Source organism: Micromonospora sp. NPDC006431 (assembly GCF_042870725.1).
Taxonomy (GTDB): Bacteria; Actinomycetota; Actinomycetes; order Mycobacteriales; family Micromonosporaceae; genus Micromonospora.
The window spans coordinates 545,557-561,351 of the sequence record NZ_JBIAHQ010000001.1 but is presented as its reverse complement, the minus strand read 5'-3'; the positions used below and the strand labels follow the sequence as shown (position 1 = coordinate 561,351).

Genomic DNA, 15,795 nt, shown 5'->3' with positions numbered 1-15,795 from the left:
GGCCTCTCACAAGGAAGAGTCGTGACCGCACCATTCCCGCACCAACCTCAGGTTCCGCCCGCCCCGCAGCCGGCGGCCGCGCCCGGCGCCGCTCCCCTCACCTGTCGCTTCTGTGGATCGATTCCGGCGATCAAGGCGACGCTGCACGGGCATCAGGGCTTCCTCATCTTCATGCGTGTCCTCACCCAGCACGGCCCGTACTGCAGGGCGTGCGGCATCGCCACCTGTCGCGACATGAGCGCGAAGACCCTCTGGCAAGGCTGGTGGGGCTTCCTCTCCATGATCATCACCCCACTCGTCCTGATCGGGAACCTCGTCACTCGGGTCCGGCTCGGCCGCCTGGGCGAGCCGGTGCCCGGCGCGCCGGGCGTACCGGCGGTGCCGGGCAAGCCCGTGTTGCAGCGGGCCGCGGCGTTCGGCCTCGTCGTACCCGTGGCCATCGCCTTCGCTGTCGGCTGGGCCATTTCCAGTGACCCGGCCTACGCCGAAGTCGGCGCGTGCGTCAGCGCCGAGGGCACGAGCACGAACCCGGATGTCACGGTCGTCGACTGCGGCGACCCGGCGGCCGCGTACGTCATCCTCGGCAAGGTCGAGGACACCACCGACGATGCGAAGTGCGAGCAGTTCCCCGGCACGGTCGCGAGCTACACCGAAGAGCAGAACTCGCGCAAGCTCCTGCTGTGCCTCGGCCAGAACGGGTGACAGTTCCTTCGCTGGCCTCTGCCCGCTGCGTGCCGGTCCCGGATCACGGACGGACCGGCACGCGGCGTGGCGTCAGGCGTCGTAGTCGACGGTGAGTTTGTCGGTCACCGGGCTGGACTGGCAGGTGAGGACGTAGCCGGCCGCCACCTCGTCGGGCTCCAACGCGTAGTTGCGGGCCATGGTCACCTCGCCCTCGACCACCTTGGCCTTGCAGGTCGAGCAGACCCCGCCCTTGCAGGCGTACGGCAGCTCGCCGCGGACCTTCAGCGCCGCGTCCAGCACCCGCTCGTCCCGGCCCATGGTGAACCGCGACGAGCGCCCGTCCAGCACGATCGTCACCTCGGCGCCGGCGCCGGGCTCGTCGGTCGGGCGGCGGACCGGCTCCGGCGGGGTGTCGACGTGGAACAGCTCGGTGTGCACCGCCGAATCCGGCAGGCCGCGGGCAGCCAGCACCGCCTTGGCGTCCACCACCATCCCGTACGGGCCGCAGAGGAACCACTCGTCGATGGCGTCGCCGGGGACGATCGTGTCGAGCAGCCGAGTGAGCCGGTCGGCGTCGATCCGCCCGGACAGCAGCGGCGACTCGCCCAGCTCCCGGGAGAGCACGTGCACCAGGTGCAACCGGGTGGGCCAGCGGTCCTTCAGGTCGGCCAGCTCCTCGGCGAACATCACCGAGTTCGCCGTGCGGTTGCCGTACACCAGGGTGAAGGTGCTGGCCGGCTCGACGGCCAGCGCGGTCGCGACCAGCGAGAGCACCGGGGTGATGCCGGAGCCGGCCACCACCGCGCCGTACCGGCGGACCCGGTCCGGCGCGAACGCCGTGGTGAAGTGCCCGAGTGGGGGCAGCACCTCGACGGTGTCGCCGCCGCGCAGGGCGCCGCAGGCGTGCGCGGAGAAGGCGCCGCCGGGAATCTCCCGCACCCCGATCCGCAGCCGGCCGTGCCGCGCCAACTCCGCCGGCGTCGAGCAGATCGAGTACGACCGCCGCACGTCCTCCCCGCCCTCGACGGCCGAGCCGGTGAGCCCGCCACCGGCGGGAAGCCGGACGGTGAGGTGCTGACCGGCGGAGAATGCGAAGGTCTCCCGCAGCTCCTCGGGTACGGCGAAGGTGATCGCCACGGCGTCGGCGGTGAGCCGGTCGACGGCGGCGACGGGGAGCGGGTGGAAGACCGGCCGGCGACGGACCGGTCGGGTGATCGTGACAGTCACAGCGCCTTCAGGTGGTCGAAGGGTTCGGAGCAGGAGCGGCAGCGCCAGAGAGCCTTGCACGCGGTGGAACCGAAGCGGCTGACCTGCTCGGTCTCCGCGGAGCCGCAGCGCGGGCAGCGTACGGCGAGGGTCAGCGGCACGACGGTGCCGGCGCGGGTCGGCGCGGGCGGGGCGATGCCGGCGGTGGCCAGCTTTTCGCGGCCGCTCGCCGAGATCCAGTCGGTGCTCCACGCCGGGGAGTACACGGTGCGGATCTCGGCGTCGGGGTGGCCGGCGGCGGCGAGCGCCCGGCGGATGTCCGCCCGGATCACGTCCATCGCCGGGCAGCCGGTGTAGGTGGGGGTGATGGTGACGACGAGCCGGCCGGTGGCCGGGTCCTCGTCGACCGACCGCAGGATGCCCAGCTCGTCGATGGTGACGACCCGGATCTCCGGGTCCACCACCGCCGCCACGGCCGCCCTGGGGTCACTCACCGGTGCCACCTTTCGTTCGCGACTGCGGGGCTCCGCTCCGCTGCACTCCTGGCGCTCACCAGTGCGCCCCCGGATGGGCGCGGTGCAGCACCTGCATCTCGGCCAGCAGGTACGAGAGGTGTTCGGTGTGGACGCCGTCCCGGCCACCACCCGGGGCCCAGCCGTCCGCCGGGCGGGTCAGCGTCGCCTCGACCAGCACGGCGCAGACGTGGGCGTCGAAGTCGGCCCGCAGGGTGGCCGGGTCGACCGGCGCCCCGGGATCCGCCGTGAAGAGCTCGTGGACGTACGGCCACACCTGGTCGACCGCGGCCTGCATCCGGCGGTGCGACTCCTCGGTGCCGTCGCCGAGCCGCCGCACCCAGAGCGAGGCGTGGTCCAGGTGGTAGGCGGACTCCTTGCGGGCCTTCGCGCCGATCGCGGCCAGCCGCTCGTCGCCGCACCCGGCCAGCGCGGTGTAGAGCGGGAGCTGGTACGCGGCCAGGAAGAACAGCTTCGCCATGGTGACCGCGAAGTCGCCGTTGGGCAGCTCGACCAGGAGGCAGTTGCGGAACTCCCGGTCGCCGCGAAGGTAGGCCAGGGCGTCCTCGTCCCGCCCCGCGCCCTCCAGCTCGCCCGCGTACGTGAGCAGGAGGCGGGCCGCCCCGAGCTGGTCGAGGGCGATGTTCGCCAGCGCGACGTCCTCCTCCATCTCCGGCGCGCGGGAGGTCCACTCGCCGAGCCGCTGCGCCGCGATCAGCGCGTCGTCGCCGAGGCCGAGGGGGAAGTCGAATGGGGCGCTCACGCCGCCACCTCGCTTCGCTCGGCGGCGGCGCTTCGCACCACGCTGCTGAGCCGAATGGTTCGCTCGCTCCGCTCGCTCACAGGTGGGCCACCCCGTCCGGCACCTGGTAGAAGGTCGGGTGGCGGTAGACCTTGTCGGCGGCCGGGTCGAAGAAGGCGTCCTTCTCGTCCGGGCTGGACGCGGTGATCGCGCTCGCCGGCACCACCCAGATGGAGACGCCCTCCTGCCGGCGGGTGTAGAGGTCCCGCGCGTTGCGCAGGGCCAGCTCCGCGTCGGGGGCGTGCAGGCTGCCCACATGGGTGTGCGACAGCCCGCGTCGGGCCCGCACGAACACCTCCCAGAGCGGGGTCTGTTCCTTGCTCATACCGGCACCTCGCTCCGCTCGGCGCCGGCATGAGGCACTTCCGCGCTGTGCTGATGACTCGCTCGCTGACGCTCGCTCATGCCGCCACCTTCTCTTTGTTCTTCTCCGCCCGCTTGACGGCGTACGCTGCGGCGGCCTCGCGTACCCAGGCGCCCTCCTCGTGGGCGCGGCGCCGGTGCGCCATCCGCTGCCGGTTGCACGGCCCGTCGCCCTTGATCACCTGCATCAGTTCGTCGTAGTCGGGCTGGCTGAAGTCGTACGCCTGCCGCTCCCCGTTCCACCGCAGGTCGGGGTCGGGGAGGGTGAGCCCGAGGATCTCCGCCTGCTGCACGCACATGTCGACGAAGCGCTGGCGCAGCTCGTCGTTGGAGAAGCGCTTGATCTTCCAGGCCATCGACTGCGCACTGTGCGTCGAGTCACCGTCGGGCGGGCCGAACATCGCCAGGGACGGGTACCACCAGCGGTCCACCGCGTCCTGGGCCATCGCCTTCTGCTCCGGCGTGCCGTGGGCCAGGGTGTGCAGGATCTCGTACCCCTGGCGCTGGTGGAACGACTCCTCCTTGCAGACCCGGATCATCGCTCGCGCGTACGGGCCGTAGGAGCAGCGGCACAGCGGCACCTGGTTGACGATCGCCGCGCCGTCCACCAGCCAGCCGATCGCACCCACGTCGGCCCAGGTCAGGGTCGGGTAGTTGAAGATCGAGCTGTACTTCTGCCGGCCCTCGATCAGCAGCTCCACCAGCTCGTCCCGGCTCACGCCCAGCGTCTCGGCCGCCGCGTAGAGGTAGAGGCCGTGGCCGGCCTCGTCCTGCACCTTGGCCAGCAGGATCGCCTTGCGCTTGAGCGAGGGGGCGCGACTGATCCAGTTGGCCTCCGGCTGCATGCCGATGATCTCGGAGTGCGCGTGCTGGGCGATCTGCCGGATCAGCGTCTTCCGGTACGCCTCCGGCATCCAGTCCCGCGGCTCGATCTTCTGATCGGCGTCGATCACGTCCGCGAAGTACGCCTTGAGGTCCTCGCCGGGCGCCGGACCGCCGCGTCGGGCCCGCGCCGCGGCCTCCCGCAGCGCTGCTTCCGCCGCCTCCACCTCGCCGAGCAGGCCGCCGCCCGGACCCTCCTCGGGCGGGGCGAAGTCGTTGCCATACATGAGGCCAGTGTTACAGCTCGCGACCGATGACACCAGAGGGTGTAACAGGTTTCCGGACACACCTTCCGTCACCCGATGACCGGTTACGGTCAGTGGCCCCGATCTGCCGCCATGCTGTGATGTCGACCACGTCCAGAAGGTGAATCCTCACAAGCACGGCACAACGGCGAATTGCCCCGCCTTCACGGCGAGTTGCCACCACGTGAGTTCTGGCATCGGGCCTGTCCGGAAGTAGACTTCCCCCGGCACACCGATCGGCTGCTGACGATCGCCACCGGCTCCAGGCCACTCCCCCGGCCCCGGCGATCAGGCCGAACACATTCGGAAAAGCCGGTCCCCCCGGCCAGACATCTGGAGTTCACCCACTCATGCGACATCGCGTGATCATGGTGCTCGCCATCGTGACGGTCCTCCTCGGTGGCGTCATGCTGGTGCCCGCCGCGTACGCCCGCCTCAGTGGCGGCGACGCCATCGCCAGCCTCGGCGGCATCGGTGGCGGCGACAAGGTCCCCGCGCCCGAGCCCACCGCGCCAGCCCCGCCTACCCTGGCCGCCGCACCGGTCTCGGTGAACTTCACGGGCGAGTTCTTCTCCTGGGCGCTGATGGACCGCAAGAGCGGGGAGATCAGCGGCGCGAAGAACATGACCGAGACGAACTCGACCGAGTCGATGATCAAGGCGTGGATCGTCTCGGACTATCTGCGCCAGCTCGGCAACAAGCCGCTCACCACGCAACGGAAGCAACAGGTTGTCACCGCCATCCGGGACAGCAACGACGTGGCCGCCGAAGCGCTGTACAACGCCGGAGGACGGCGGCCGGTGCTGGAGCGGCTGATCAAGATGTGCAAGCTGACCGACACGACGATCGAGCCCACCCGGGCGAAGTGGGCGTACACCCAGATGTCGCCGCGCGACGCGGTGCGGATGGGCGACTGCATCGGTGACGGCACCGCCGCCGGAAAGAAGTGGACCAAGTTCGTCCTCAGCGAGATGACGAAGGTCCGCGGTGGCGTCGAGGACCAGAAGAGCACGACCGTTCAGGGTGGTCGCTGGGGCATCATCGACGGCCTGCCCGACTCGATCACGTCCCAGCAGCCGGTCAGCATCAAGAACGGCTTCACCATGCTCTGGGCCGACGTCCAGTGGCACGTCAACTGCCTCGCGATCACCGACGACTGGACCCTGACCGTGATGATGCGCTACCCGCAGAAGGCCGGCCTGGAGTACGGCGCGAAGGTCTGCGCCAGCGTCGCCACCCAGCTGGTGACCCCGCAGCCCGGCGCCGCCCTGAAGGTGCCGCAGCAGCCGCTCGGGAAGCTCTGATGGCCGGCACCCGCCGCCGCCCGGGCAGCAATCACCGCCCGCTGGCCCTCGCCGCCGTCGCCGTCATCCTGGTCGGCCTGTCGGTCGTGGCGCTCCGGCTGGTGCCCGGCTCGCCGCTGCGCCCCGCCGTCGCCTCGCAGCCGGCCGCGGCGGGCGGCCGGTCCGCGGGTACGCCGACCGATCGCAACACCCGTCCCGCCCCGTCGTCCTCGCCCTCACCCTCCCCGTCCCTCGAGCCACTGCCGTTCGCCGCGCAGGACCTCGACGACCTCGGGATCACGGGCTGGTACGCGTGGAGTGTCCTGGACAAGCGGACCGGGAAGATCATCGGTTCGGAGAACATGGCCGAGACCAGCACCACCGCGTCGATGATCAAGTCGTGGATCGTGGCCGACTACCTGCGGCGGGCGGCCGAGAACGGGCAGACCCCGAGCGACGCGAAGCTGGCCGACGCCACGAAGATCATCCGGGACAGCGACAACACCCGCGCCGAGCAGTTCTACAACAGCGTCGGCCGGTCCGCCTCGATCAAGCGCCTGATCTCGATGTGCGGGCTGACCGACAGCAAGGTCGCCAGTGACGGCGGCTGGAGCCGGACCAAACTGTCCCCACGGGACACCGCCCGGCTCGGTCTGTGCATCGACGACGGCCGGGCGGCCGGACCGAAGTGGACCAAGTGGCTGCTCAACGAGATGCGGCTGGTCCGTGGTGCCGGCGACTTCGGCATCCGCAAGGCGTTCCCGGCCAAGGTGCAGAAGACCATCGCCATCAAGAACGGCTGGATCGACCGGACCAAGGAGCAGGAGATGCACATCAACTGCCTGGCCATCGGCGACACCTGGACGATGGGCGTGATGGTCCGCTACCCGATCGGCATGGGCTACGACTACGGCATGAAGAACTGCCAGAAGATCACCGAGGCGTTGCTCCGCCCGGCCACGTAACCGCCCGTTCCCCAGCTCGCCGATGTGGCGGTGTCCCGGCTCCCGGGAGACCGCCACATCGCCGTTTCGGCGTCAGCCGAGGAAGAACTCCGGCCCGCCGGACGCGAGGGCGGGGGCCTCACCCATCGCGGCCGCCCGGCGGGCGAACTCACGCAGCCCGGTCACCTGCCGCTCGCCCAGCGAGAAATCGAGGGTACGGAAGTAGGTGGCCAGGGTCGCCGCGTCGAACGGCTCCCAGCGGGCCGCCGCCTCCGCCACCTGGTCCAGCTCGGCCAGGCAGAGGTCCCGCGAGCGCAGGAACGCCTCGTGCACCTCCTTCACCACGCCGGGGTGGGCGGCGGCGAAGTCGCGGCGGACCGCCCAGACGGCGAACACCATCGGCAGCCCGGTCCACTCCCGCCAGGCCTGCCCGAGGTCGGTCACCTGGAGGCCCTTGCGGGGCGCCTCGTAGAGCGCGCGCAGCGCCACGTCGCCGATCAGCACACCGGCGTCGGCCTCCAGGAGCATCTGGGTCAGCTCCGGCGGGCAGCGGAAGTACTCCGGACGTACGCCGTACCGCTCGGCGAGCAGCAGCTGGGCCAGGAGCACCCCGGTACGGGAGGTCGAGCCGAGCGCGACGCGGGCACCGTCCAGCTCGGCGAGGGGCTTGGTGGAGACCACGTTGACCGAGAGCACCGGGCCGTCGCTGCCGACCGCCAGATCCGGCAGGAGCAGCAGCTCGTCGGCGTGCCGCAGGTACTCCACGTGCGAGATCGGCCCGATGTCGAGGTCACCGGCGACCAGTGCGGCGTTCAGCCGGTCCGGCGAGTCCTTGTGCAGGTCGACGTCGATCAGCGCGCCGGACCGCATCAGCCCCCAGTAGATCGGCAGGCAGTTGAGGAACTGGATGTGTCCCACCCGGGGGCGGGCGATGCGGTCGGCCATGACCCGACGTTATCGCCGCGCCGCCTCGCCGGCTCACGGGGAGGGCAGATGAGTGGCCAACTCCGCACCGGCGGCCACCTGCCGCGGCGCGGACGCCGCCGGATCGACCGGTCCGCCTTCGGCCACGCCGCCGGGCCGGAGCGCCGGTGCTTCGGCGGGCCCGGCCGGGGGTACGCCGACCGGCGCCCGCGCGGCCCGGACGGCCCGGGTGACCGAGGGCACGACCAGCGCGATCACCAGCAGCCCGGCGACACCGCAGCCGGCGACCAGGGATCGGGGCGTGGCCGCCTCGAGCAGGAGACCGCCGAGCAGGAAGCCGACCATGGAGGCACCCTGGACGGACCCGCCGAGCGCGGCGTACGCCCGGCCGCGGCTCGCCTCGGGCACCCGCCGGGCCAGCAGCACGTTGTCGAAGACGTTCGCCCCGCCGTTGCCCACGCCACCGAGCAGCCAGACCGGCACCAGCAGCAGTGCGGAGGGCACCGCGGCGGAGAGCAGGATCATCAGGCAGCATCCGGCGAGCAGGACGAGGTAGCCGACGAGCAGCCGGCGGTCGTCGACCAACCGCCGGGCCAGCCGGGCGAAGAGCCATGCCCCGACCAGGATGCCGAGCGTCCACGAGCCGGTGACCAGGCCGTACATGGTGGTGGAGCTGTGCAGGGTCTCGCGGATGAAGAAGACCTCGACCACGTTGATCGCCCCGACGGCGGCGATCACGCCGGCGATGGTGACGATCATCGCGACCAGCATCGGGTCGCCGCGCAGCCGCCAGGCGACCGCGACCGCGGGCGCGGCGGACGTGCCGGGTGCCGTCGCCGGGTCCGATCGGCGGCTGCCACCCCGGCGGGTCCGGATGAGCAGCGCGGCCGCCACGAGCGCGAGGTAGCTGGCGGCGTCGAGGAGCAGCGGCAGCCGGGTGCCGAAGCCGCCGACCAGCACTCCGGCCAGGGCCGGGCCGGCCAGCGCGCCGAGCGTCCCGGCGGTCTGGTTCAGCGCGGCGGCCCGGGGCAGGTCCTCGGCCCGGACCATGGCCGGCACCAGCGCGGAGAGCACCGGCTGGGTGACCGCGAGGCCGGACGCGAGCAGCGCCACCAGCGCGATGACCAGGGCCGGGTGACTGGCGTAGGCGAGGGCGAGACAGGCGGTGGCCTGGCCGAGCCCGGCGACCACCAGCAGCAGCCTGCTGTCCACCCGGTCCGCGAGCCGGCCGGTCAGCGGAGCGAGCGCCACCAGCGGCGCGGTGGCGGCGAGCATCAGCCCGGACACCGCGAGCCCGCCCGCGCCGGCGGACTGGAGCGCCAGGGTCAGGGCGGTGGCGGCGAGGAAGTCGCCGCAGGTGGAGACGGCGCGGGAGCCGGTGACCAGCCAGACGTCGGACCAGCGCGAACGGCCAGATGCGAAGGACATATTTCGAAAATAATCCTTCACAACTGGTCGACGCAATCCCCCCGATGTCAGTCGAGGGGCAACGCCCGGTACTGCACCGCGACGCTTCGGGATCCGGCGGGCGGGTTGGCCCGCAGCCGCCGCCGGTACGGCTCGATCAACGCCTGGATCGCGTTGTTGAGTCCGGTCAGTTCCTCAGCGGTGAGCTGCAGCAGGCTGTCGCTGAACCAGGCCGCCTCGTACCACTCGCGCGGCTCGTCAGGGGCGCGCTGGATCCAGTCCCGGACGCGCTGGCTGTCCCGGGCCATGTGGGCCTCCACCAGGGCCGCCTCCGCGGCGCGGGCCTCCGAGTCGGCGTCCGGACCCGACTCGATGTAGTACGAAGGGCTGAACGCCTGCCAGACCCGCTCCCGGGCGTCACCACGGCTGGGGGCCTCCTCGATCAGCCCGTACTTCGCCAGCTCCCGCAGGTGGTAACTGGTCGCGCTCGGGGAGAGGCCGGCGATCTGGGCGCACTCGGTGGCGGTCGCACCGCCCTCCACCGTGCTGAGATGTTCCATGATCGCCATACGGGCGGGGTGGGCGAGGGCCCGCATCACCTGCGGGTCGCTGATCGTCACCCGGCGCTGTTCGGGGCGCTCCTCGGTCATGCCCCCATGATCCCGCGCCGGGAACGGCCGACGAAATTCGGTTGCCCGCCACCCCGGTGGGAGTAAACTGCTCTGTCCCGCCCGACGGCCGAGGTGAGTAGCACCGCAGCGGACGTCCCCGCGCCGACCCGTGGTCGGAAACGCGAGCGGCAGCGTTTTTCCCCGTGACGAGGAGTACGTGGATGACCCTGCACGCCCCCGAACAGACCCTGGACCTCGAACTCGCCGCCGAACGCGCCCACCTGGAGACCTCCCGGGCGGCACTACGCCGGATGCGGGAGCGCGCGAAGACCCTCTTCGCCACCGGCGACAAGGTCGCTGGCGACGCGTACACCGCCGAGCAGTTGGGCCGCCACATGGCCCGGCGGGTCAAGGAACTGGCCGACGACCCCACCACGCCCCTCTTCTTCGGCCGGCTCGACTTCGGCGGGAGGGCCGACAGCCGGCACAGCGGCGGAACCGCCGACAGCCGGCACAGCGGCGACGCCGAGCCCGACGACATCGTCGGGGTGTACCACGTCGGGCGCCGGCACGTGACCGACGACCTCGGCGAGCCGCTGGTGCTGGACTGGCGAGCCCCGGTCTCCCGGTCGTTCTACCGGGCCAGCGCCCGTGACCCGCAGGGGGTCGCCGTCCGACGCCGCTTCGGGTTCAGCTCCGGCCTGCTGACCAGCTTCGAGGACGAGCACCTGGACCGGGGGGAGGAACTGGGCACAGCCAGCCGGATCCTGACCGCCGAGATCGAGCGTCCCCGCGTCGGCCCGATGCGGGACATCGTCGCCACCATCCAGCCCGAGCAGGACGAGCTGGTCCGGGCCGACCTGGCCGACTCGATCTGCGTGCAGGGCGCGCCCGGCACCGGAAAGACGGCGGTCGGGCTGCACCGCGCCGCGTACCTGCTCTACCTGCACCGGGAGCGGCTACGCCGGTCCGGAGTCCTGATCGTCGGGCCCAACCGGGCGTTCCTGTCGTACATCGCCGCGGTGCTGCCGGCGCTCGGCGAGGTCGAGCTCGAGCAGGCCACGGTGGAGGACCTGGTCGCCCGGGTGCCGGTACGCGCGGTCGACGACCCCGCCGTCGCCACCGTCAAGCACGACGCCCGGATGGCCGAGGTGCTCCGCCGCGCGGTCGACGCCCACATCGGTACGCCCACCGAGCCGATCATGGTGTCGGACGGCTCGTTCCGCTGGCGGATCGGCCTCGACCCGCTGCACCGCGTGGTCGAGGAGACCCGCCGGGAGGGGCTGCCGTACGCGACCGGCCGGGAGCGCGTCCGGGCCCGCGTGGTGGGCCTGCTGCAACGCCAGGCCGAGGCCCGCCGGGCGGAGTCGCCCAGCGACGCCTGGCTGCGCCGGATGGGCAAGGCCAAGCCGGTCACCGCCTTCCTCGACGCGGTCTGGCCGGCGCTCACCCCGGACGGGCTGCTGCACCGCCTCTGGTCCGACGCCGCCATCCTCGCCACGGCGGCCGGCGGCCTGCTCGACGCCGAGGAGCAGGCCCTGCTGCTCGGGCACGCAGGCCCCGGCGGGCGACCGGGGCCGGAGGACGCCGAGCCAGGAGATGCCGGGGCGGGCGGGCCGGAGCGCGCGGACACCGACCGGCGGCGCGGGTCGGCGGCCACCGGGACAAAGCTGGGCCGCACCCCGAAGGCGACGAAGTGGACGGCCGCCGACGCGGTCCTGATCGACGAGGCGGCCGGGCTGATCGAACGGCCGGCCGGCTTCGGGCACGTGGTGGTCGACGAGGCGCAGGACCTGTCCCCGATGCAGTGCCGCGTCATCGCCCGCCGCAGCGAGCACGGCTCGATCACCCTGCTCGGCGACCTGGCCCAGGGCACCGCACCCTGGGCCGCCACCGACTGGCGGGAGTCCCTGACCCACCTGGGCAAGCCGGACGCCACCGTGGTGCCGCTCAGCGTCGGCTTCCGGGTGCCGGCGGCGGTCGTCGCGTTCGCCAACCGGCTGCTGCCGGCGCTCGCGGTCGACGTACCCGCGGCCGAGTCGCTGCGCCGCGACGGGACGCTGGACGTGCGTACGGTCGAGGACCTGACAGCGGCGACGGTGGCCGAGGTGCACGCGGCGCTCGCGCACGACGGCTCGGTCGGCGTGATCGCCGCCGACGACGCGGTGGACCGGCTCCGCGCGGCGCTCTCCGCCGCAGGCGTCGAGACCGCGACCGCCGACGACGTGGAGACCGCGGCGCGCGTCACCGTGGTCCCGGCGACCCTGGTCAAGGGCCTGGAGTACGACCACGTCGTGGTGGTCGAGCCGGCCGCGATCGTGGCGGCCGAGCCGCGGGGCCTGCACCGCCTCTACGTGGTGCTGACCCGGGCGGTGTCCCGGCTGGCGGTGCTGCACCGGGACCCGCTGCCCGTTCCCCTGGCCGGCTGACCGCGGCTGGGCCCGTCGCCGGCCGCAAGCAAGAGCACGCTGTATCCGGGATGTAGTGGCCTCCCGGACTCCGGTAGGCCACTACATCCCGGTTCGAGCGCGATCTTGGGGGTGGCGACGGCTCAGCCCGAGAGGGCGGCGGCGAGGTCACGGAGCGGGCGGCCGGATTCGGCGATCGGCACGGTGAAGGCGAGCCACGAGCCGTCCGTGAAGTCGATGCGTAGCCGCTTCGGGTTGAGCCGGTGCCAGCCCACCCGGGCCGACGCCACCTCGGCGCGCGACGCCGACCAGGCCACCCGGGTCTCGGCCAGGGCCCGCTCGTCGTCCCCCCGGCTGGCGAGCAGCTTCACCGGCCCGGTGAGGCAGACCAGCAGCCGCCGGTCGCTGACGGCGAGCAGGGTGTGCCGGAGCTGCCCGTCCGGCCGGAGCGGGTTGACCGCCCGGTGCAGCCGGGAGGCAGCCGAGCCGGTAGCACCGCGGCCGGCGATGCCCCAGGCGATCACGTCCACCAGCCGGTCGCCGCGGTCCCAGGTGGCCAACGGGGCGAGCACGTTGAGCAGCACCGAGCCGACGGTCGTCCGGCCGGAGACCTCGGGTGCGCCCGGGTCGCGCGGCGGGGCCGGCGTGGCCCCGTTGGCGACCTCGGCCTGCGCCACCGTCAGCACCCGCTCACCCGACTCGGCCAGCTGGCCGATCCGGTCGCGGTACCTGGTCTCCTCCATCGGCTCAGTACCGGTCGTAGCCGTAGTCGTCGGCGGCCGGGCGCGGCGCGGCCGGCGCGTTGCCCATCACCTCGCCGACGATCTCGCGGACCCGGGCGGCGGCGGCCTCCTGGGCACGGTTCGCGGCGGCGGTGAACTCCTCGGCGAGGGTGTACGAGTCGAACCGCATCGCCCGGGCGTTGATCTCGGTCGAGAGGATCTTGCCGTCGGCGGCCGCGGTGACCGTGACCAGGCCGGAGTCGCTCACCCCCTCGGCGCTGCTCTGCTCCAGCTCGGCCATCCGCGCGCCGAGTTCACGCTGCCACCCGTCGAGGTTGCGGGCCAGCGCCTCGATCCGGTCCAGGGCGGGGAAGGTCATGGCTGCCTCTCAGTTGACGATCGAGTCGAAGACATTCTGGACGCCCTTGGTGTACGGGCCCAGGTCCTCCTTGTAGGTGCCGTCCACCAGGTAGTTGCGGTCCTTGTGCCCGTCGGAGATGTCGTGCAGGCCGACGCCGGTGTCCAGCAGGGTGCCGCCGATACCGGGGATGTTCACCGGGGACGCCTGGTTGATAGCGAACTTGCCGGGGAACAGGATGGCGGTGCGTTTCATCTTGAACGCGAACGCCTCCTTGGTGTACCCGGACTTGTTCCACGCCTTGTACGCCTTCTTGGCCTTGCGCAGCTCCATCACGAGCTTGCGGTAGCGGGTGAGCAGCTCGGCGACCTTCTCCAGCTTGGTCACCAGCTTGGTGAGGATCTCGGCGAACCGCGCGACGATCTTGACCATGCGGCCGACCGTGGTGGCCAGCCGGGCCAGCACCCGGACCACCGTGGCGGCCAGCGTCACGCCCGCGCTGAGCACGGCGGCCACCGCGGCGATGATGACCTCGGTCAGGAACCAGAGCAGGAACTCCAGGATCAGCTCGACCAGGAGGTTGAACGCCTCGACCGCCGCGTTCGCCGCGTCGACCAGCACCTCCTTCGTGCCGTCCAGCCCCTTGGCCAGCTCCTCGATCGCCTGCTCGACGGACTCCATCGAGGCGTGGAACTTCTCCGCCGCGTCGCCGTCCCAGGCGCCGCGCAGCCGGGCCCGGTCGGCGATCTGGTCGCCGGCGATCTGCCGCACCGCCTCGCCGGTGGTCAGGGCGAGCTGGGCCGCCTGCATCAGATCGTCCGGCTCACCGGCGACCAGTTCCAGCAGCTGCTCGAACGGCCAGAGGACGGCCTGGGAGAGCGGCTTGAACGGGTCGGGGGTGCCCGACACGACCTGCTCGAAGTAGGTCTTGTTGCGCTGCAGCGCCTCAGTGCTCATGCGCCCACCTCGCTCCGCTCGGCGGCCGCATGAGGCACCACGGCACTGCGCCTGATAATTCGCTCGCTCCGCTCGCTCATGCCATCCCCCTCAGGCGCCCGGCACGAACATGTCGTTGGTCGCCACGTCGGTCCCGGTGTAGGCGTCGGCCGTGTCGCTCATTCCCTCGGCGATGTCGGCCATCGTCTCCGCGCCCTCCTCCAGCCCCTGCAGGCACGCCTCGAACTGCTCGGCGTACGCGGCCGCGAGACTGAAGGACGCCGGCATGATCCCGAAGGCGTGCCGGGGCACGTGCCCGTCGCGGAAGACCCGGGCCAACTCGTTGAACCGGGTCGCCCGGCCCCGGGAGGCCGCGGCGAACGCCTTCAACGCCTCCGGTTGAACGTCCAGGTTCTTGCTCGGACTCGTCACGAACCCTCCCCAGTGTCCAGTCGGCACGTGTCCGTCGTCGCCGTGGCGCGAAGCGGCCGACGGGAATACCACACTAGGCGATCTGCCGAATCCGTCGTCGCCCCGTCCCAGGGCGGCGGAGACTGGCGCCGGCGCGCTACACATGGGGCGGCACAACTGTCGCCCGCATCCCGAGGAGTCTCCGATGATCCTGGCCCGCGCCGACCAGGTCAGCCGCCGCTACGGCGAGGTGCTGGCCCTGGACCGGGTCGACCTGACCGTCCACGCCGGTGAGCTGGTCGGCCTGCTCGGCCCGAACGGCGCCGGCAAGAGCACCCTGATCAACCTGCTGGTGGGGCTGCGCCGGCCCACGTCCGGCCGGGTGGAGCTGTTCGGCGGCGACCCGCGCGACCCGGCGAGCCGGCGGCAGCTCGGGGTGACCCCGCAGGAGACCGGCCTGCCCAGCACGTTGCGGGTCGGCGAGGTGGTCGACTTCGTCTCCGCGCACTTCCCCGACCCGATCCCCCGGGGCGAACTGCTCGACCGGTTCGGCCTCGCCGACCAGGTGAAACGGCAGACCGGCGGACTCTCCGGCGGGCAGCGCCGCCGGCTGGCCGTGGCCCTCGCGTTCGTCGGCCGCCCCCGGCTGGTCGTCCTAGACGAGCCGACCACCGGGCTGGACGTCGAGGCGCGGCACACGCTCTGGGAGGCGATCCGCAGCTTCCACGCCGACGGCGGCACCGTGCTGCTCAGCAGCCACTACCTGGAGGAGGTGGAGGCCCTCGCCCAGCGGGTGGTGGTGATCGGCCAGGGCCGGGTGCTCGCGGACGACACGGTCGAGGCGATCCGGGGCATCGTCGGCGTACGCCGGGTCAGCCTGGTCGCCGACGACCTGCCGCCGTTGCCCGGGGTGGTCGCCACCGAGCACACCGACGGGCGTACCCACCTGCTCACCACGGACGCCGACCAGCTCGTCCGCGACCTGGTCGCCGCCGGGGTGGCGTTCCGCGACCTGGAGGTGCGGCCCACCTCCTTGGAGGAGGCGTTCCTCGCCATCACCACCGGCGACCGGCCCACGCCCGCCACCGTCTGAGGAG

The 15,795-nt window shown here is 72.3% G+C and carries 17 protein-coding genes; 5 read left to right on the top strand and 12 right to left on the bottom strand.

Annotated elements, in window-relative coordinates; translation table 11 throughout:
* The first annotated feature begins 21 nt into the window (after positions 1-21).
* Positions 22-702, top strand: a complete 681-nt coding sequence (locus ACFYM6_RS02785) for a hypothetical protein (RefSeq protein ID WP_387271572.1) — start codon at positions 22-24, stop codon at positions 700-702.
* A gap of 72 nt (positions 703-774) precedes the next feature.
* Here the strand turns inward: ACFYM6_RS02785 and paaE are convergent, their stop codons facing one another.
* From paaE to paaA, 5 genes are all read right to left on the bottom strand, one after another.
* Positions 775-1,911: a 1,2-phenylacetyl-CoA epoxidase subunit PaaE gene (gene paaE, locus ACFYM6_RS02780; RefSeq protein ID WP_387271571.1), complete on the bottom strand. Its 1,137-nt coding sequence runs from the start codon at positions 1,909-1,911 to the stop codon at positions 775-777.
* Entirely contained in the window at positions 1,908-2,384 is a 477-nt protein-coding gene (gene paaD / locus ACFYM6_RS02775; protein WP_387271570.1) for a 1,2-phenylacetyl-CoA epoxidase subunit PaaD, read from the bottom strand. Before paaD ends, paaE begins: the two co-directional genes overlap by 4 nt.
* A 55-nt stretch (positions 2,385-2,439) precedes the next feature.
* Positions 2,440-3,165 (bottom strand): 1,2-phenylacetyl-CoA epoxidase subunit PaaC, encoded by a 726-nt coding sequence (paaC, locus tag ACFYM6_RS02770; RefSeq protein ID WP_387271568.1) that lies wholly within the window; start codon positions 3,163-3,165, stop codon positions 2,440-2,442.
* A gap of 76 nt (positions 3,166-3,241) precedes the next feature.
* Positions 3,242-3,529, bottom strand: coding sequence for a 1,2-phenylacetyl-CoA epoxidase subunit PaaB (gene paaB, locus ACFYM6_RS02765; RefSeq protein ID WP_357434720.1), 288 nt, complete (start codon positions 3,527-3,529; stop codon positions 3,242-3,244).
* Between the two features lie 76 nt (positions 3,530-3,605).
* A complete protein-coding gene (gene paaA / locus ACFYM6_RS02760) occupies positions 3,606-4,676 on the bottom strand; it encodes a 1,2-phenylacetyl-CoA epoxidase subunit PaaA (RefSeq protein WP_387271566.1) in 1,071 nt (356 codons plus the stop codon).
* A gap of 368 nt (positions 4,677-5,044) precedes the next feature.
* Here paaA and ACFYM6_RS02755 point away from each other — a divergent pair, with 368 nt between their 5' ends.
* Together ACFYM6_RS02755 and ACFYM6_RS02750 are read left to right on the top strand one after the other, a co-directional pair.
* On the top strand, positions 5,045-5,998 hold the full coding sequence (locus tag ACFYM6_RS02755; protein WP_387271564.1) for a hypothetical protein: 954 nt from the start codon (positions 5,045-5,047) through the stop codon (positions 5,996-5,998).
* Positions 5,998-6,942 carry a hypothetical protein gene (locus tag ACFYM6_RS02750; RefSeq protein ID WP_387271562.1) on the top strand — a complete coding sequence of 315 codons (945 nt, stop codon included), beginning with the start codon at positions 5,998-6,000 and terminating at the stop codon, positions 6,940-6,942. Before ACFYM6_RS02755 ends, ACFYM6_RS02750 begins: the two co-directional genes overlap by 1 nt.
* Before the next feature lie 72 nt (positions 6,943-7,014).
* On the opposite strand, the gene ACFYM6_RS02745 is transcribed toward ACFYM6_RS02750, so the two are convergent.
* The 3 genes from ACFYM6_RS02745 to ACFYM6_RS02735 are packed head-to-tail and all read right to left on the bottom strand — an operon-like array spanning position 7,015 to position 9,902.
* Positions 7,015-7,866, bottom strand: a complete 852-nt coding sequence (locus ACFYM6_RS02745; RefSeq protein ID WP_387271560.1) for a menaquinone biosynthetic enzyme MqnA/MqnD family protein — start codon at positions 7,864-7,866, stop codon at positions 7,015-7,017.
* A 33-nt stretch (positions 7,867-7,899) separates the two neighbouring features.
* Positions 7,900-9,273: an MFS transporter gene (locus ACFYM6_RS02740; RefSeq protein ID WP_387271558.1), complete on the bottom strand. Its 1,374-nt coding sequence runs from the start codon at positions 9,271-9,273 to the stop codon at positions 7,900-7,902.
* Between the two features lie 47 nt (positions 9,274-9,320).
* Positions 9,321-9,902 (bottom strand): ArsR/SmtB family transcription factor, encoded by a 582-nt coding sequence (locus ACFYM6_RS02735; protein WP_387271556.1) that lies wholly within the window; start codon positions 9,900-9,902, stop codon positions 9,321-9,323.
* Between the two features lie 182 nt (positions 9,903-10,084).
* On the opposite strand from ACFYM6_RS02735, the gene ACFYM6_RS02730 reads away from it, so the two are divergent.
* A complete protein-coding gene (locus tag ACFYM6_RS02730) occupies positions 10,085-12,292 on the top strand; it encodes a HelD family protein (protein WP_387271554.1) in 2,208 nt (735 codons plus the stop codon).
* A 122-nt stretch (positions 12,293-12,414) separates the two neighbouring features.
* Here ACFYM6_RS02730 and ACFYM6_RS02725 read toward each other — a convergent pair whose 3' ends face one another.
* The 4 genes from ACFYM6_RS02725 to ACFYM6_RS02710 all read right to left on the bottom strand — a co-directional run bounded on the left by ACFYM6_RS02725 (position 12,415) and on the right by ACFYM6_RS02710 (position 14,719).
* Positions 12,415-13,014, bottom strand: a complete 600-nt coding sequence (locus ACFYM6_RS02725; protein WP_387271552.1) for a hypothetical protein — start codon at positions 13,012-13,014, stop codon at positions 12,415-12,417.
* 4 nt (positions 13,015-13,018) lie between these two features.
* Complete coding sequence (locus tag ACFYM6_RS02720) at positions 13,019-13,372, bottom strand: YbaB/EbfC family nucleoid-associated protein (protein WP_357434712.1); 354 nt, start codon at positions 13,370-13,372, stop codon at positions 13,019-13,021.
* Between the two features lie 9 nt (positions 13,373-13,381).
* Positions 13,382-14,308 carry a WXG100 family type VII secretion target gene (locus ACFYM6_RS02715; protein ID WP_387271550.1) on the bottom strand — a complete coding sequence of 309 codons (927 nt, stop codon included), beginning with the start codon at positions 14,306-14,308 and terminating at the stop codon, positions 13,382-13,384.
* A 90-nt stretch (positions 14,309-14,398) separates the two neighbouring features.
* A complete protein-coding gene (locus tag ACFYM6_RS02710) occupies positions 14,399-14,719 on the bottom strand; it encodes a type VII secretion target (RefSeq protein WP_073834123.1) in 321 nt (106 codons plus the stop codon).
* A gap of 184 nt (positions 14,720-14,903) precedes the next feature.
* Between ACFYM6_RS02710 and ACFYM6_RS02705 the strand changes: the two genes are divergently transcribed.
* Positions 14,904-15,791, top strand: coding sequence for an ABC transporter ATP-binding protein (locus ACFYM6_RS02705; RefSeq protein WP_387271548.1), 888 nt, complete (start codon positions 14,904-14,906; stop codon positions 15,789-15,791).
* Positions 15,792-15,795 lie beyond the last annotated feature (4 nt).

Bases quoted from the DNA above. Each gene is read 5' to 3' on its own strand.
- ACFYM6_RS02755 (WP_387271564.1), top strand. From the start codon at position 5,045: ATGCGACATCGCGTGATCATGGTGCTCGCCATCGTGACGGTCCTCCTC.
- ACFYM6_RS02715 (WP_387271550.1), bottom strand. From the start codon at position 14,308: ATGAGCACTGAGGCGCTGCAGCGCAACAAGACCTACTTCGAGCAGGTC.
- ACFYM6_RS02720 (WP_357434712.1), bottom strand. From the start codon at position 13,372: ATGACCTTCCCCGCCCTGGACCGGATCGAGGCGCTGGCCCGCAACCTC.
- paaB (WP_357434720.1), bottom strand. From the start codon at position 3,529: ATGAGCAAGGAACAGACCCCGCTCTGGGAGGTGTTCGTGCGGGCCCGA.
- ACFYM6_RS02750 (WP_387271562.1), top strand. From the start codon at position 5,998: ATGGCCGGCACCCGCCGCCGCCCGGGCAGCAATCACCGCCCGCTGGCC.
- ACFYM6_RS02730 (WP_387271554.1), top strand. From the start codon at position 10,085: ATGACCCTGCACGCCCCCGAACAGACCCTGGACCTCGAACTCGCCGCC.
- ACFYM6_RS02740 (WP_387271558.1), bottom strand. From the start codon at position 9,273: ATGTCCTTCGCATCTGGCCGTTCGCGCTGGTCCGACGTCTGGCTGGTC.
- ACFYM6_RS02735 (WP_387271556.1), bottom strand. From the start codon at position 9,902: ATGACCGAGGAGCGCCCCGAACAGCGCCGGGTGACGATCAGCGACCCG.
- ACFYM6_RS02725 (WP_387271552.1), bottom strand. From the start codon at position 13,014: ATGGAGGAGACCAGGTACCGCGACCGGATCGGCCAGCTGGCCGAGTCG.
- ACFYM6_RS02745 (WP_387271560.1), bottom strand. From the start codon at position 7,866: ATGGCCGACCGCATCGCCCGCCCCCGGGTGGGACACATCCAGTTCCTC.
- paaA (WP_387271566.1), bottom strand. From the start codon at position 4,676: ATGTATGGCAACGACTTCGCCCCGCCCGAGGAGGGTCCGGGCGGCGGC.
- ACFYM6_RS02705 (WP_387271548.1), top strand. From the start codon at position 14,904: ATGATCCTGGCCCGCGCCGACCAGGTCAGCCGCCGCTACGGCGAGGTG.